The sequence below is a fragment of the Caballeronia sp. BCC1704 genome (assembly GCF_902833455.1).
Taxonomy (GTDB): domain Bacteria; phylum Pseudomonadota; class Gammaproteobacteria; order Burkholderiales; family Burkholderiaceae; genus Caballeronia.
Map to the genome: position 1 here is coordinate 264,766 of NZ_CADFFT010000003.1, position 16,431 is coordinate 281,196.

The window sequence follows — 16,431 nt, forward strand, 5'->3', positions numbered from 1 at the left end:
CAGGGACAGCCGCAGTGGAACGCGCGGCATAGTGTTTTCCCTGAAGACGCGAAATTCTATTTTTGATCGATGCCTTCGCCGCCCTATAATTAACCATAGATAAACCGATGTTCCGTAGGTGGAACGCGAAACAGGAGCCACGATGAGTCTCCAATCGAGTAACAAACCGGGCGGCGGACTGGCAAAGCGGCGAGTGATCGTGACCGGCGGGGCACGCGGTCTCGGTGCGGCGTTTGTCGAGGCGCTGGCCGCGCAAGGCGCGCACGTGGTGTTCGGCGATGTCCTTCACGCCGAAGGGCAGGCGCTTGCCGACCGTCTCTGCGGCGACGTGCATTTCATGCCGCTCGATCTCGCCGACCCCGCCGACATCGACTCGTTCGTCGCGCGCGCGGCGCAGCGCATCGGCGGCGTCGATGCCGTGATCAACAACGCCGCGATCACCAATTCCGGCGGCCGGTTCGCGGACGAGCTGAGCATCGACACGTGGGACGCGGTAATGAACGTCAACGTGCGCGGCACGTGGCGCATGTGCGTCGCGGCCTTGCCGTTTCTTCGCGAATCGTCGTGCGGGCGCGTCGTGAACATCGCATCGGATACGGCGATGTGGGGCGCGCCGAAGCTCCTCGCCTATGTCGCGAGCAAGGGCGCCGTGATCTCGATGACGCGCTCGCTCGCACGCGAGTTCGGCGCGCACGGCATCACGGTGAATGCGATTGCGCCGGGGCTGACCGAAGTGGAAGCAACGGCCTACGTGCCCGCCGAGCGCCACGCCTATTACCAGCAGGGCCGCGCACTCACGCGGCCGCAAGTGGCCGATGACGTCACCGGCCCCGTGCTGTTCTTGTTGTCCGATGCGGCCCGCTTCGTGACGGGTCAAGTGCTGCCGGTCAACGGCGGCTTCGTAATGAACTGATGACTACCAGAAGGAGATTGACGATGGCCGACGCCGATATCGAACGTAAATCGTGGGACCAGCCCGCCGACGCGAGCTTCGAACAATGGATGGAGACGCGCGTGGCGCGCTTCGCCACGCGCCGCTACGACTGGGACGCGCTCAAGTTTCAGGCCGACTACGACCCGAAGTATCGCCGTGCGCAGATGCGCTATGTCGGCACCGGCGGCACGGGTGTCGCGAAGGACGTGAACACGGTGCCCGCAGGCGGCTTCACCTTCTCGACGATGGTCATTCCCGCGGGCAACATCGGCCCGAGCCACATCCACATGGACGTCGAGGAAATCTTCTTCGTGCTGCGCGGCAAGATGAAAGTGATCTGCGAACGCGACGGCGAAACGTGGGAATCGGTGCTCGGCGAGCGCGATCTCATTTCGGTGCCGCCGGGCGTCTATCGAACGGAAGTCAACATCGGCGAAGAAGACGCGCTGATGTGCGTGATGCTCGGGTCGGCCAAGCCGGTTACGCCGACGTATCCGCCGGATTCGCCGCTCGCGAAGATCAAGCGCGAACTCGCCAAATAAGCGGCGACATCATGTTCGATGCAAACGCGTTTCCATCGCGCTTCCTGAGCGGCATCGGCTATCGAGAAGCCGGCGGCGCGCACGCGGCGTCGCTGCCGGTCGTGCTGCTGCACGGCATCGGCTCGGGCGCGGCGTCGTGGGTGCAGCAACTCGATGCGCTCGGCGCGACGCGGCGCGTGCTCGCGTGGGACGCGCCGGGCTACGTCGACTCGACGCCCGTCGCGTCCGCGTCGCCGCAAGCCGCCGATTACGCCGATGCCTTGCGCGGCTGGCTCGACGCGCTCGATATCGAACGCTGCGTGCTGGTCGGCCATTCGCTCGGCGCGATCATCGCGGGCAGCTTCGCGGCGATGCATGAGAAGCGTGTCGCGGGCTTGCTGCTGCTGTCGCCGGCTGGCGGCTACGGCGCCGCGAGCGAGGAGGAGCGCGCGCAGAAACGCGACAGCCGTCTCGCGATGCTCGCGGAACTCGGCGCGCAAGGACTCGCTGATCAACGCAGCGCGAACATGCTCTCGTCGAACGCGAGCGACGCGGCACGCGACTGGGTGCGCTGGAACATGGCGCGCATCGTGCCGCAAGGCTATGCGCAGGCGACGCATCTGCTGGCGAATGCCGATCTCGCAAGCGATGTCGCGCGTTATCGCGGTCCGGTGGCGGTGGCGGTCGGAACGGAGGATCGCATCACGACGCCGCAAGCGTGCGAGCGCATCGCGCAGGCGGCGGGCGTGCCGCTGCGATTGGTCGAGGGCGCGGGCCACGCGGGTTACATCGAACAGCCCGACACGTATAACGCGCTCATCGGCTCATTCGCGCAACAGGAGACGAAGGCATGACCCCGGCGGAAGAACAAGGCGACCTCGCGTATCGCGTGCCCGGTCTCGAACGCGGCCTGCGCATCCTGAGCGAGTTTTCGCCGCGCGAACCGGTGCTCGGCGCGCCGGAACTGTCGCGTCGTCTCGGCATTCCGCGCACGACGGTTTTCCGCCTGCTGCAAACGCTGGAATCGCTCGGCTTTCTGGAGCGCGCCGACAGCGAGCGCAACTATCGGCTCGGCGTGGCGGTGCTGCGACTCGGCTTCGAATACCTGAGTTCGCTCGAATTGACGGATCACGGGCTGCCGCTTATCGAAGCGTTGCGCGATGACACCGGCCTTTCGACGCACATCGTCATTCGCGATGGACGCGATGTCGTGTTCGTCGCCAAGGCGCAAAGCCACGCGAGCGGCTTCAGCGCGGTGAAAGTCAACGTCGGCACGCGCCTGCCGGCGCACGCGACCACGCACGGCCACGTATTGATGGGCGATCTCAGCCTCGACGACCTGCGCGAACTGTATGCCGGGCTCACGCTGGAGCGTTTCACGAGCCAGACGCCCGGCACAGTGGAAGAACTGTTCGACCGCGTGAAGGTGGATGCCGAACGCGGCTACGCCACCAGCGAATCGTCGTTCGAACACGGCATTTCGGTCGTCAGCGCGCCAGTGCGCGGCGACACCGGGCGCATTGCGGCGGTCGTCACCACGACGGTGCCACGCGCGCATATCGACACGACGCTCATCGAAAGCGGACTCATCGACAAAGTGCGCGATACGGCTCATCAACTCTCGCTGCGGCTCAACTACCGGCCCGCCGCGGAACATCGCTTTATGAAGGCATTGGGGCTTTGAATGATTCAGATCGATCTCACAGGCCAGGCGGCAGTGGTGACGGGCGGATCGTCCGGCATCGGGCTCGCCACGGCGCATCTTTTTTTGCAGGCGGGCGCGTCGGTGGCCATCTGCGGACGCGATCCCGACCGCCTCGCCAGCGCCGAAGCCGCATTACGCGAGGCACATCCGGGAGCGAAGCTGCTCGTCGCGCGCTGCGACGTACTCGATGCCGATGACGTCGCGCGTTTTGCGGAAGGCGTGCGCACTGCGTTCGGCCGCGTCGACATGCTGGTGAACAACGCGGGGCAAGGCCGCGTGTCCACGTTCGCCGATACCACCGACGACGCCTGGCGCGAAGAACTGGATCTCAAGTACTTCAGCATCATCCGGCCGACGCGCGCGTTTGTGCCGATGCTCGAAGCGTCGCCACACGGCGCGATCGTCTGCGTCAACTCGCTGCTTGCGCTACAGCCGGAAGCGCACATGGTGGCGACCTCGTCGGCGCGCGCGGGCGTGCTCAATCTCGTCAAGTCGCTCGCGGTGGAACTCGCGCCGCGCGGGGTGCGAGTGAATTCGATTCTGATCGGCATCGTCGAATCGGGACAGTGGCGGCGCCGCTACCGCACGCAGGCGCAGCCGGGTCAAAGCTGGGAAGACTGGACGGGCGAACTCGCGCGTCAGAAGAAGATTCCGCTCGGGCGCTTCGGGCGTCCCGAAGAAGCCGCACAAGCTCTTTTTTATCTGGCCACACCGATGTCGTCGTACACGACGGGAAGCCATATCGATGTCTCAGGAGGCGTTGCACGTCATGTCTAAAACCACGACGACCACGACGGTCGGCGAACTGATCGCCGCATTTCTCGAACAGTGCGGCGTAGAGACCGCATTCGGCGTCATCTCGATTCACAACATGCCGATCCTCGACGCGATCAATACGCGCGGCAAGATTCGCTACGTGGGCGCGCGCGGCGAGGCGGGCGCGCTGAACATGGCCGATGGCCTCGCGCGCGTGTCGGGGGGTCTCGGCGTCGCGTTCACGAGCACCGGGACGGCAGCGGGCAATGCCGCCGGCGCGATGGTCGAGGCGCTGACCGCGGGCACCGCGCTCGTGCACATCACCGGTCAGATCGAGACGACGTATCTGGATCAGGATCTCGCTTATATCCACGAAGCGCCGGATCAATTGACGATGCTCTCGTCCATCTCCAAGGCGGCGTTCCGGGTGCGTTCGGTCGATACGGCGCTCGCCACCGTGCGCGAAGCCGTGCGCGTGGCGCGGACCGCGCCCACCGGTCCCGTCAGCGTGGAGATTCCGATCGACATTCAGGCAGCGCGCGTCGAATGGCCCGCCGATCTCGCCGCGCCACACGTGAGCCTGCCGACGCACGACAGCCAGCGCGTCCAACAACTCGCCGATGCGCTCGCTTCCGCCAAACGTCCGCTTCTGTGGCTCGGTGGCGGCGCGCGTCATGCGCGCCCGCAAGTGGAACGGCTCGTGAAGCTGGGCTTCGGCGTGGTGACGAGCGTGCAGGGACGCGGCGTGCTGCCCGAAGATCATCCCGCGACGCTCGGCGCATTTAACGTGCAATCGACGGTCGAAGACTTCTATCGCACCTGCGACGCGATGCTCGTCGTCGGCTCGCGTCTGCGCGGCAACGAGACGCTCAAGTACAAGCTCGCGCTGCCGCAGCCGCTCTATCGGATCGACGCCGATGCGCTCGCGGACAACCGCGGCTATCGCAACGCGCAGTTCGTGCATGGCGATGCCGCCGCCATCCTCGATGAACTGGCGACGCTGCTCGAAGGGCGCCTCAAGGTCGATCCTGCGTTCGCGCAGGACCTCGCCGCGACGCGCGAAGTGGCGGTCGCGGAAACGGGCAAGGGTCTCGGCCCCTACAAGCAACTGGTGGATGCGCTGCAACGCGCCGTGGGCCGCGACTTCAACTGGGTGCGCGACGTGACGATCTCGAACAGCACGTGGGGCAACCGCATGCTGAAGATCTTCGAGCCGCGCGCGGGCGTGCATGCGCTCGGCGGCGGCATCGGGCAGGGCGTGCAGATGGCCATCGGCGCTGCGCTGGCGAACGCGGCGGCCAAGACCGTGTGCCTCGTCGGCGACGGCGGTCTCATGGTCAACGTCGGTGAACTCGTCACGGCCGTGCAGGAAAACGCCAACGTGATGATCGTGCTGATGAACGACCAGTGCTACGGCGTGATCCGCAATATTCAGGACGCGCAATACGGCGGACGGCGCTGCTTCGTGCAGCTGCATCAGCCGGATTTCGCGCAGTTTTGCGCGAGCTTCGGCCTGAAGCACTACCGCGTTTCGTCGATGGATCAGGCCGAAGCCGTGGTGCGCGAAGGCATGGCGGCGAGCGGCCCGGTCATGGTCGAAGTCGACATGCTCTCGGTCGGCTCGTTCACGACCGCATTCGCGGGGCCGCCGGTCAAGAAAGAGGAGCAGCAGCATGCGTGAGCAGGCCATCGATGTCGCGATGATCGGCTTCGGCGCGATCGGGCAGACGGTGTATCGCGCCGTCGCCACCGATCCGTTCGTGCGCGTGGCGCAGGTCGTCGTGCCGGCGAACCATATCGATGCGGTGCGCGCGCAACTCGGTCCGGACGTCGACGTGGTCAGTTCGGTCGCGGCCCTGCGCGTTCACCCGCGATTCGCGCTGGAATGCGCGGGCCACGGCGCGCTCGTCGATCATGTCGTGCCGCTGCTGCGGTCCGGCACGGACTGCGCGGTGGCGTCCATCGGCGCGTTGTCGGACGTAGCGCTGCTCGACGCGTTGCAGGCAGCCGCGACGGATGGCAACGCGACGGTGACGCTGCTCTCGGGCGCCATCGGCGGCATCGACGCGCTCGCGGCGGCGAAACAGGGCGGTCTCGACGACGTGCAGTACATCGGCCGCAAGCCGCCTGTCGGGTGGCTCGGCACGCCTGCGCAAGCCGTGTGCGATCTGCACTCGCTCGACGAAGCACGCGTGATTTTCGAAGGCAGCGCGCGCGAAGCGGCGCGCCTGTACCCGAAGAACGCGAACGTGGCGGCGACCGTCGCGCTCGCGGGCCTCGGCCTCGACGAAACGCGCGTGCAGCTGATTGCCGATCCGCAGGTCACGCGTAACGTGCATCGCATCGTGGCGACGGGCGCGTTCGGCGAGATGTCGCTGGAAATGTGCGGCAAGCCGCTGCCCGACAACCCGAAGACCTCCGCGCTCACCGCCTTCAGCGCGATTCGCGCGCTGCGCAACCGCGCGGCGCATTGCGTGATCTGATTCAAGGAAGCACGACATGTCCGATCAAGACATCATCGCCTCGCTGGTGCCGTCCGCCGATATCTTCCTGGGCGGCGTATGGAAGCGCGGCCGCGGCGCGACCTTCGCGAGCCTCTATCCGGCCGACGGTTCGGTCAACGCCGAAATTTCCACCGCCGATGCCGACGACGCGCGCGAAGCCGTCGAAGCTGCCGACATCGCATGGCGCAAGCCCGACTGGGCAGGACTCAAGCCGCATCAGCGCGCGATGGTGCTGTACCGCATCGCCGATCTGATCATGGCGCGTCACGAAGCGCTGGCGCAGTTGCAGCGCCGCGACAACGGCAAGCCTATCGGCGAGACGCGCGTGCTGGTGGCCAGTGCGGCCAACACGTTCCGTTACTACGCTGCGTGTCTCGAAACACTCGACGAAGAACTCACGCCCTCGCGCGGCGACTATCTGACGATGAGCGTGTACGAGCCGATCGGCGTCATCGCGGCAATCACGCCGTGGAATTCGCCGATTGCGTCCGACGCGCAGAAGCTCGCGCCCGCGCTCGCAGGCGGCAATGCGGTCGTGCTGAAGCCCGCCGAAGTCACGCCGCTCGTTTCGCTCGCGCTCGCGCGCATCTGCGAGGAAGCGGGCGTGCCGCCGGGCGTGCTGAGCGTGTTGCCGGGCAAGGGATCGGTGATCGGCGACGCGCTGGTGCGTCATCCGCTCGTTAAAAAGGTATCGTTTACGGGCGGCACCGAAGTCGGTCGCGGGATCGCGCGCATCGCGGCGGGAAAGCTGATGCCGGTATCGCTCGAACTCGGCGGCAAGTCGCCGACGATGGTCTTCGCCGACGCCGACCTCGATCACGCGGTGAACGGCGTGCTGTACGGCATCTTCAGTTCGTCGGGCGAGGCGTGCATCGCGGGTTCGCGGCTCTTCGTCGAGCGTCCTGTCTACGATGAATTCATGCGCAGACTGGTGTCGAAGGCGCGCGAACTGCGCGTCGGCGATCCGTCGTCCGAGCACACGCAGATGGGTCCGCTCATCACCGCGAAGCATCGCGAATCGGTGGAACGCTATGTCGCCATCGGGCTAGAGGAAGGCGGACGCCTCTTGTGCGGCGGCGAACGGCCTGTCGGCGAGAACCGCGAGAACGGCTATTTCTATCAGCCGACGATCATCGAAGGCTTGTCGAACAGCGCGCGCATCTGTCAGGAAGAGATTTTCGGGCCGGTGCTCGTTGCCATGCCGTTCGATGACGAAGCGGCGCTGTTGCAAGAGGCGAACGACAGCGTGTTCGGTCTTGCCGCCGGCATCTGGACGCGCGACTACAAGCGCGCCTGGCGCGTCGCTCGCAAGCTGGAAACCGGCACGGTGTGGATCAATACGTACAAGCTCTTTTCGATCTCGACGCCGTTCTCGGGCTGGAAGGACAGCGGCATGGGCCGCGAGAAAGGGCGGCTCGGCATCCGCGAATACATGCAGCAGAAAAGCCTCTACTGGGGCTTGAACGACACGCCGCTCGCGTGGGCGAATTAAGGGAGCACGAAGCATCATGACGATTCTTGGCATCGAACAGATCACCTACGGCGTCGATGATCTCGACACTTGCTGCCGCTTCTTCTCCGACTGGGGCATGCGCGAAGTCGCGCACGACGAAACCGCCGCGCGCTTCGAAACGCTCAACGGCTGCACGGTGCTCGTGGTGCGCGCGGACGATCCGGCGCTGCCGCCCGCGTTCGAAGACGGCCCGACGCTGCGTGAAGTGACGTGGGGCGTCGCGACGGCGGAAGAACTCGACGGCTACCGCGCGCGACTCGAAGGCGCGCCGGGTTATTACTCGCAGCAGGACGCGGTCGGCTGTATCGATCCGAACGGCATGGCGGTGCGTGTCGAAGTGACGCGCAAGCGCGCCATCGACGTGAAAGGGTCGCCCTCCAACGTGTGGGGACAGACGCTGCGCGTCGACACGCCGAGTCCCGTGTACGACCATGCGGAGCCGGTGGAAGTGGGCCACGTCGTGTTCTTCACGAATTGTCTCGCGGAGCATCAACGCTTCTACGAGGAGCGACTCGGCTTCGAGATGTCGGACCGGTATCCCGAACGCGGCGCTTTCATGCGGTGCGCTCCGCACGGCGGCCACCACGATGTCTTCCTGCTGCAATTGCCGACGGGCAAACGCGGTCTGAACCACGTCGCCTTCACCGTGCGCGACATCCATGAAGTCTTCGGCGGCGGCTTGCATATCAGCCGATGCGGCTGGGAAACGCAGCTCGGACCGGGACGGCATCCGGTTTCGTCGGCGTATTTCTGGTACTTCAAGAATCCGGCCGGCGGTCTGATCGAATACTACGCGGACGAAGATCAACTGACGCCCGAATGGCAGCCGCGCGATTTCGAGCCGGGTCCGACCGTGTTCGCCGAGTGGGCGGTGGATGGCGGCATCGACGGCGTCACCCGCCGTCAGAAGAACGCGAACGCGCCGGCGGGTAAGTTCATGACGGAGCAGAAGCAGGGCTAAGTTGCATGAGTCCGACAACTGATCGGACGTCATGGATTTGCAGCGGGTGCTCGCCGACAGTCCAGATCGCGGGTAATGAAACGGGTAATGATGCGCGAACTCGATGCAGAGGACAGTAGGCGCAGACGATAGGATCGACGCGCCTTTCGCTCATTGCTTTGGCAGCAGCTTGTCGAAATCGCGATCGAGCCTGGCCAGCGCCGAATCGATGGTCCGGCGCTGGTCGGCAATCCACTCCGTTTGTTGCGCGAGTTTCCCCTTTGCCTCTTTCAACATGCGCTCCATCTCCACGGGCTGCGGCCCGCCCACGGTACGCCGGTCGTTGACGATCGCAACCGGGTCCAGCGTCGCGCGGAACTCCGCTTTGCTCATGGGCAGCACGCCGTTGCTCTCGGCATAACCCTTCGTCGTCTCGGCGTAGATCCGCTTGGCCTGGTCGTACGGAAAGTCGCTCGGCTTGATGTTGTTGGCGCGCGCGTACTCGACGACCTCCGATGCGAAGTGGTGTCCCAGGCGGAAAGGCAGTTTGTACTTGCGCATGAGTACATCTGCGACTTCCTGAGAGGCGGTCCAGTCGCTGTCCAGTTCTTCCAGCGCACGCTTCTGATCGATGACCAGCGCGTTCATGATCTTGTCTCACTTCTTCAGCACAGTGATTGCGCTGTCGATCATCTCCTTGTTGTCGCTCACGTCCTTCGCGTCGGGCATGCCCGGCGGGAGGTTATGGGCGCGGATGACCGGACCCATCGCGAGCGTGATAGCGGTCGACGCGTCGGCGCGCGTCGAGTTCAGCAATCCAGGATTGCGCTTTTGCGGCATGGCGCTCGACACGTAGGTATTGCCGCCGCCTTCTTGCAGCAGGATCCACGGTCTGGGCTCTGCGTACTGCGTCATGACATCCTCGATGAAGCTGCCCGCGTGCAACGCGATGCTTGTTACGATCGAGGCGACTTCGACGGGATGATCGACCGCTGCAATCTGATGCGCGTCATAAGCGTTGTCGACAATGCCCGCGAAGCCCAGATACATCGCCATGCGCGCGCGGTCGAGCGGCCAGCTCGTGCCATTGAGCACCGTGGTGCCCATCGGACTCAGGTCGACACGCGCATACGCCTCGCGGATGCGCTGCGCATCCCGGTCGAGCGCGGCCGCGTACCCTAGCAGGTAGTGCCCGTAGCTGTTGGGCTGCGCCGCCACACCGTTGGTGTAGTTCGGCACGATGGTGTGTTCGTGCTGCTGCGCGAGATTGACGATCGTCGTCGCGGTCTTGTTGAGCTCGTCGGCCAGGCGGAGCATGTCGTCGCGCAGGATGGCCGCGCGGTAGGTGGCGTGCATGTCCTGGCTCGAGCGCCCGGCGTGCAGCAGTGTCACATCCATGCCGGCGGCCTGGATCATCAGCGGTTCGAACGTGATGACGGTGGATGGACGCTTCGCCCCGGGCTGGTTGCCGTCGTGAATCACCTTGGCGACGCCGGCCGCGATGTGTGGCGCAAGCGACTTGTCCAGCAAGCCCTCGTCGGTGTTGATGACGGCGGTAGCCTTGTTGATTTCGCCGAGCCAGTAGAACTCGTCGCGGACTGGGGCTTGCTCGGCCTGCGCGGTGGCAGCCGCGGCGTGCATCAAAAACAAAGCAGCTAAGGAAATGGCGCGCTTTCCGAACATAGCCTCGATCTCGTGTTGGTAGGCCGATGCAACAGGACGCCGACGGCACCGTCCGCGTGGGGTGTCGGTTATAGCACAGCGGGCGGATGGCTGACTGCCCATGGCGACGTTGACAGCCACTCGTCAGGCGCGACTCACCTGCCGGTTCGACCGGGCGACAAGCTGGCTCAAGAGGTGTTGAAACAGGTGAGCGCTTGGTCCTACGTGCATCGTTGTTGGAGCGGGCGTTCGCATGACAACGCCATGTCCCAGAGCTCGGGGTCACTGTTGCTTCGATACGTCGAGCAGCGCCGAACACCCCCTACCGCCTTGAGCGACAGACCGAGCCGCAGCGCAGAAGCGGTTGAACGTTGTCTAGGCCAGCCGTAAGCGGAAGTACGCGCCTGCGTCAGCCCGGCAGTACATGCATGAGGCGCTGACCGGCTACTTGATGTAACCCGCGCGCCGGACGGAAGCGGGCAGGTTCAACGTTGAGCCGTCACAACGCAGGCCAATCGCGTCACAATCGTTCGCCAAGCGGTTTTAGTCGCATTTTTGTCTATGCGACCCGCTCAAGTTGGTCGAATGAAAATTTCTTGCGCAAGCGTTTGCACTTGCCGACAACTTCCGCATTGCGCCGTGAAGAGGTATTTGTCACCTTTCAGAGACCCGTTTACTGCGGTTCCTACAGGGTCAGCACGGCCGTGCCGTTATGAAGGGTAGAAAGAATTCTACTATTCATGACTTGCTGCCTGCAATGATCTTTAGCGACTACCGGCTCATCATGCGCACTTCCCGCATAGCCGTCCTCGGCTGCAGCATGCTGGCCTCGCTGCCCGCCTGGGCCGACGACTCACCCCGCATGTTCACCCTGAGCGGCTTCGGCACGCTCGGCATGGCGCATTCGACGCTCGGCACCGCCGATTACATCGACAGTTCGCTTCAGCCGAACGGCGCGGGCGCCACGCGGAAGTACGATTTCGAAAGCGATTCGAAGCTGGGCGTTCAGCTTTCCGCGCATTTCACCGACAAACTGTCAGCCGTCATTCAGGTGCTCGCACAGCACGAGTACGACAACTCGTTCAAGCCCCGCCTGGAGTGGGCCAACGTGAAGTACGCTTTCACGCCGGACTTCAGCGTGCGCGTGGGGCGCATCGAGTTGCCGACCTTCCTCAACTCGGAGTATCGCAACGTCGGCTATGCATTTCCCTGGGTGCGTCCGCCGGTCGAGATGTACAACACACAGCCGCTCACCAACAGCGACGGCGCGGACGTTTCGTACCGCTTCGGCACGCGCGGCGTGTCGAATACGGTGCGCGTGGCGTATGGCTACACGGTCTCGCATGTGAATCCCGGAGCGAGCCGGACCGAGGGAAAGGGCATATTGAGTCTCGACGACACCGTGGAGTCCGGCAATTTCACCGGACACGCGGGCTACCAGCACGCGACCGTCAAGTTGCCGTGGCTGCCCGACGAGCCGGTCAACGTCTACACGGTCGCTGCAAGCTACGATCCGGGTCGATGGTTCGTGCAGGCGGAACTTGCCCGCGTCACGACCGAGCAGGTCACTCCCGGCTATCTCAGCGGGTACGTGACGGCCGGGATGCGCTACGCGAAGGCGACGTATTACGCGACATACGCTCAGGCGCACAGTCTCGATCATCCCGTGGCGATCCCGAACTACAACAACGGTCAGCGCGACGTCTCCGTCGGTGTGCGGTGGGACTTCGTCAAGAACGTGGACTTGAAGGTGCAGTTCGACCATGTCTGGCTGCCCTCGAACTCGACGGGTACCTACATCAACCAGCAACCGGGCTACACACTGGGAAGCGGAAGTAACGTCTTCTCGGCCGCGCTCGACTTCGTGTTCTGAGGAGCCGACATGGTGCTGCTCAAACGCGTCAAGTCCACCGCGATGGCCGTTGTGCTCGGTCTGTCCGTACCGGCGGCAATGGCCGATGTGGTCGTCGTCGTATCGGCGAAGAACGCCGTGACGTCGCTCTCCGAAAACCAGGTCGCCGATATCTTCCTCGGGCGCACCGGCTACTTTCCATCGGGCGAGGAAGCCGTCCCGCTCGACCAGCCCGAAGAATCCGCGTTGCGCGCGGATTTCTATCGCGACTGCACGGGCAAGTCGGCATCGCAGTTGCGCGCTTACTGGTCGAAGCTGATATTCACCGGACGCGCGCAGCCGCCGCGCGAACTCGCCGATGCCGCCGCGATCAAGCGTTACCTCCAATCCCGACCGCAAGCCATTGCTTACATCGACAAGAAAGATGTCGATGCAAGCGTGAAGGTCGTGCTGGCTCCCCATCGCTGAGCCGCCGCCGATGATCGATCTCGACAAGACCCGCGTGGTTGCATCGCTCGTGGAAGGCGTCGGCGGACGGGCCTCGTTCGCCCCGTCGTCCGGTTCCGTTGGTGGCGGCGAACGCAAGTCGCGCCGCGCGCTGGAAGCGCACGTGCTGATCCCGGTCTTTGCGGGCTTCCTGCTCGCGATCATCTGGGCGCTCGTGTTCCAGTCCGTCCAAGCGCAGCATCACGCCGCCGAAACGGCGGCGGCCGAGTTGAGCCGCGAACTCGCCGATACGTACGAGGCGCAGCTCGTGCGCAACCTCGCGACCATCGACCAGACGCTGCGCACCGTGCAGTTCGCCTACGGCGCGAACGGTGCGAACAGTCTCGGGCGCCTGGAAGAGCAGGGGCTGCTGCCGTCGTCGATTGTTTTCCGCATCGCCATCGCCGATGCCAACGGGCGGCTCGTCGCGACGAACCGTCCAGGCATGCCGGGCGATGCGTCGGACGAAGCGTGGTTCGTCGCCCAGCGCGATCGCCCGTACGACGCCCGCGCGCCGTTCATGAGCCGCGTGGCGCAGTCAGGCAAGGACGGCGCGCCCGAAGTGACGTTCAGCCGCCGTCTGCGCGACGCGAGCGGCCGCTTCGCCGGCGCGGTCATGCTGTCGTTCGATCCGGCGTATCTCACGAGCAACTACGACGCGGCGCGCATGGGCAAGCGCGGGCTGCTCGCTGTGCTCGGCCCGGACGATGTCGCGCGCGCGGAGCAGATCGGCGAGTCGTTGTCGTGGGGCAGGTCCTACGCCGGCGACGCGCTTGCCACGGTCCGCGACGCATCGCAGCGTGCCATGGCGCGCCCCTGGGACGGCGGCATGCGCCGCTATACGAGCGTGCGCGCGTTGCCGGGCTATGCGCTCACGGCCGTGGTCGGGCTCGATCAGGACGAACAACTTGCCGAATTCGGCCAACGCCGACGAGCCGACTTCCTATGGACGGGTGCGCTCAGTCTCGCGGTCATCGCGATCGCCGCCGCACTGAGCCGGTCGAGTTGGCAACTCGCGTTGAGCCGGCGGCGCGAACGGCGAGCGCAGCAGACCTACTTCGCCGCATCCGAGGCGAGCATCGACGCATTCCTGGTGTTCAGGGCGGTGCGCGGGCAGGCCGGCGTCATCGACGATTTCGTATTGCAGGCCACCAACCGGCGCGGCGTCGAAATCCTCGGCGTGCCGCGCGAGAAGCTGATCGGCAGTGCGCTCGACGAAGCCTTCGCCGGTGCGCGCGCCGATGGCGTGCTGGACGACTTCGTTGCCGTCGCGAGCACGCTGGAAGTGCGCGAGCACGAGTGGCAGCAGCGCCGCGCCGACGGGCGAACCATGTGGCTGTATCGGCAGGTGGTGCCGGTCGATGGCGGCGTGGTGGCCATTGTGCGCGACGTCAGTGCACGCAAGTCGTCGGAGGCGCGCCGCGTCGAACAGAGCCGTATTCTGGAGATGATTGCGAAGAGCGTACCGCTCGAAGAAGTGCTGGATCACATCGTGCGCGGGGTGGAACCGCAGATTGCCGATGCGCGCTGCGCGGTGTTGCTGCGCGAAGGCGCCGGCCATCTGCTGCGCGTCGGGGCAGCTCCGAGTCTGCCCGAGACGTTCCACGAGGCCGTGGCGCAAACGCGCATCAACGCTGACGCGAGTCTGAGCGGCAAGGCTATCCACACGCGTCAGCCGGTGTGCGTGATAGACGTCGCGCGCGACGCTGCCGTGGCGAGCGAACTGGCGAACGCCGGTCTCGCGGACGTGCGCTCGATCTGGGCGTTTCCCGTGCTGTCGGCGGACGGCGCGGCCGTCGGCGAGGTGACGATCTACACGCACGGCATGCAGCGCCCGAGCGAAGCCGAATCGCAGGCAATCGCGTTCGCCACGCGCATCGCGGGCATCGCCATTCAGCGAAGCCTGGCCGAGGAGCGCATCCGCCACATGGCGAACCACGACTCGCTGACCGGACTGCCAAACCGCACGCTGCTGTCGGATCGCCTGAAGCAGGCGCTATTGCAGGCGCAGCGTTACGGGCGCGGCGTGACGACCATCTTCATCGACCTCGACAACTTCAAGCTCATCAACGACAGCCTCGGGCATCGCGCAGGCGACGAACTGCTGCAGACGGTCGCCGAGCGCATGTCGAAGACGGTGCGCAGCACGGACACCGTCGTTCGGCTGGGAGGCGACGAGTTCGTGATCGTCCTGCTGGAAGACGATCAGAGCGGCACGGGCGTCGTCGAAACCGTCGAGCGGCTGCGCGAGGCGATTCTTCAGCCCGCGAAGCTGCAAGGGCAGCACTATCAGGTCAGCTGCAGCCTCGGCTATGCGAGCTACCCGAACGACGGTCGCGACGCCGACACGCTGCTGATGAACGCCGACGCCGCTATGTATCACGCCAAGGAACAGGGGCGCAACAACTGCCAGGCGTACACCGCCGACATGAACCAGAAGGTGCACGAGCGCCTGCGATATCAGGAACAGTTGCGTCACGCACTCAGCAATGGCGAGTTCCGTCTCGTCTATCAGCCGCAGGTCGATCTGGACTTGCGCGCGATCAACGGCGTGGAGACCTTGCTGCGCTGGGATCATCCGACCGATGGCGTCATCTCGCCCGCAACCTTTATTCCGATCGCCGAAGAAACGGGGCTGATCCTGCCCATCGGCGACTGGGTGCTGCACGAGGCCTGCCGCCAGAACAAGGCGTGGCAGGACGAAGGGCTGCCGCCCGTGACGGTGGCCGTCAACGTGTCGGCGCGACAGTTCCTGCAAAAGGGACTCGCGCAGCAGGTGCAACATGCGCTCGACGAAAGCGGCCTCGCGCCTGAATTTCTGGAACTGGAGATCACCGAGAGCGTCATCATGCAGGACCTCGACGGCGCTGTCGGGACGATGGGGGAACTGCAGGCGATGGGCGTGAAGCTCTCCATCGACGACTTCGGCACGGGCTATTCGAGCCTCTCCGCGCTCAAGCATTTTCCGATCGCACGCCTGAAGATCGACCAGTCTTTCGTGCGTGAATTGCCGGGTAGGGCCGACGACCGGGCGATCGTCATGGCGGTGATTTCGCTCGGGCGTCAGCTCAATCTCAAGGTCATTGCCGAAGGCGTCGAAAGCGATCAGCAGCTCGCGTTCCTTCGCGAGAGTGCGTGCACGGAAATACAGGGCTACCGATACAGTCGCCCACTGACACCGGATGGCATGAAGGCGTTATTGCAGCGGCCGTTCTCGTGGCCTGAAGCGCAGGCGGGATCAAGCGAACCGGCTCCCGTTCAGCATGAGCGGTGGTGATAGCACGGTGTCGCCCGAGCGGCCTGACGCGCTGTGGGTCGCAGGTTTCACTTACTGCTGGACCCGTCGGCATTGACGATTACTGACTTCGTACTGGTTGCGCTGAACCAGGCGTTACACGACTGCCCAGCCACCGCCCGGGCTCATTCATCATGGCGATCATGAGTCGCAACATCGCGACATTCGGTACACCGAACGTTTGGTGGACGTCGGCGTTGAGCCATCCGTCGGAACTGTTGAAGCCGTGGCGCACGTGGCCGCGGGCGGTCGAGGCGTAACGC

At 64.9% G+C, this 16,431-nt stretch carries 12 protein-coding genes and 2 pseudogenes; 13 read left to right on the forward strand and 1 reads right to left on the reverse strand.

From position 1 onward, the window contains the following. The first annotated feature begins 142 nt into the window (after positions 1-142). From HWX53_RS16850 to HWX53_RS16890, 9 genes are read left to right on the forward strand one after another with little or no spacing between them, the layout of a single operon-like run. Positions 143-913: an SDR family oxidoreductase gene (locus tag HWX53_RS16850; protein WP_175942897.1), complete on the forward strand. Its 771-nt coding sequence runs from the start codon at positions 143-145 to the stop codon at positions 911-913. Between the two features lie 23 nt (positions 914-936). Then, positions 937-1,476: a cupin domain-containing protein gene (locus tag HWX53_RS16855; RefSeq protein ID WP_175942899.1), complete on the forward strand. Its 540-nt coding sequence runs from the start codon at positions 937-939 to the stop codon at positions 1,474-1,476. A gap of 11 nt (positions 1,477-1,487) precedes the next feature. Further along, the gene (locus tag HWX53_RS16860; RefSeq protein WP_175942901.1) at positions 1,488-2,309 is read left to right on the forward strand and encodes an alpha/beta fold hydrolase; all 822 of its coding nucleotides are present in this window, start codon (positions 1,488-1,490) and stop codon (positions 2,307-2,309) included. Beyond that, positions 2,306-3,139 carry an IclR family transcriptional regulator gene (locus HWX53_RS16865; RefSeq protein WP_175942904.1) on the forward strand — a complete coding sequence of 278 codons (834 nt, stop codon included), beginning with the start codon at positions 2,306-2,308 and terminating at the stop codon, positions 3,137-3,139. The genes HWX53_RS16860 and HWX53_RS16865 overlap by 4 nt, the downstream gene beginning before the upstream one ends. Next, complete coding sequence (locus HWX53_RS16870; RefSeq protein WP_175942906.1) at positions 3,140-3,937, forward strand: SDR family oxidoreductase; 798 nt, start codon at positions 3,140-3,142, stop codon at positions 3,935-3,937. Then, complete coding sequence (locus HWX53_RS16875) at positions 3,930-5,597, forward strand: thiamine pyrophosphate-binding protein (protein ID WP_175942908.1); 1,668 nt, start codon at positions 3,930-3,932, stop codon at positions 5,595-5,597. The genes HWX53_RS16870 and HWX53_RS16875 overlap by 8 nt, the downstream gene beginning before the upstream one ends. After that, positions 5,590-6,399, forward strand: coding sequence for an aspartate dehydrogenase (locus HWX53_RS16880; protein WP_175942910.1), 810 nt, complete (start codon positions 5,590-5,592; stop codon positions 6,397-6,399). The genes HWX53_RS16875 and HWX53_RS16880 overlap by 8 nt, the downstream gene beginning before the upstream one ends. Positions 6,400-6,415: 16 nt before the next feature. Beyond that, positions 6,416-7,912, forward strand: coding sequence for an aldehyde dehydrogenase (locus tag HWX53_RS16885; protein WP_175942912.1), 1,497 nt, complete (start codon positions 6,416-6,418; stop codon positions 7,910-7,912). 16 nt (positions 7,913-7,928) lie between these two features. Next, complete coding sequence (locus HWX53_RS16890; protein ID WP_175942914.1) at positions 7,929-8,894, forward strand: VOC family protein; 966 nt, start codon at positions 7,929-7,931, stop codon at positions 8,892-8,894. Positions 8,895-9,044: 150 nt separating this feature from the next. On the opposite strand, the pseudogene HWX53_RS16895 reads toward HWX53_RS16890, so the two are convergent. Continuing rightward, a pseudogene (locus HWX53_RS16895) lies at positions 9,045-10,514 on the reverse strand (argininosuccinate lyase). A gap of 883 nt (positions 10,515-11,397) precedes the next feature. On the opposite strand from HWX53_RS16895, the gene HWX53_RS16900 reads away from it, so the two are divergent. The 4 genes and pseudogenes from HWX53_RS16900 to HWX53_RS27690 form a co-directional block, all read left to right on the forward strand. Further along, positions 11,398-12,408: a hypothetical protein gene (locus HWX53_RS16900; RefSeq protein ID WP_175942916.1), complete on the forward strand. Its 1,011-nt coding sequence runs from the start codon at positions 11,398-11,400 to the stop codon at positions 12,406-12,408. A gap of 9 nt (positions 12,409-12,417) precedes the next feature. After that, on the forward strand, positions 12,418-12,855 hold the full coding sequence (locus HWX53_RS16905) for a phosphate ABC transporter substrate-binding protein (protein WP_175942918.1): 438 nt from the start codon (positions 12,418-12,420) through the stop codon (positions 12,853-12,855). 10 nt (positions 12,856-12,865) lie between these two features. Next, positions 12,866-16,150, forward strand: a complete 3,285-nt coding sequence (locus tag HWX53_RS27455) for an EAL domain-containing protein (RefSeq protein WP_208454794.1) — start codon at positions 12,866-12,868, stop codon at positions 16,148-16,150. An 81-nt stretch (positions 16,151-16,231) separates the two neighbouring features. Then, positions 16,232-16,388 (forward strand): annotated as a pseudogene (locus HWX53_RS27690) (IS3 family transposase); the annotation flags it as partial. Between the last annotated feature and the right edge of the window lie 43 nt (positions 16,389-16,431).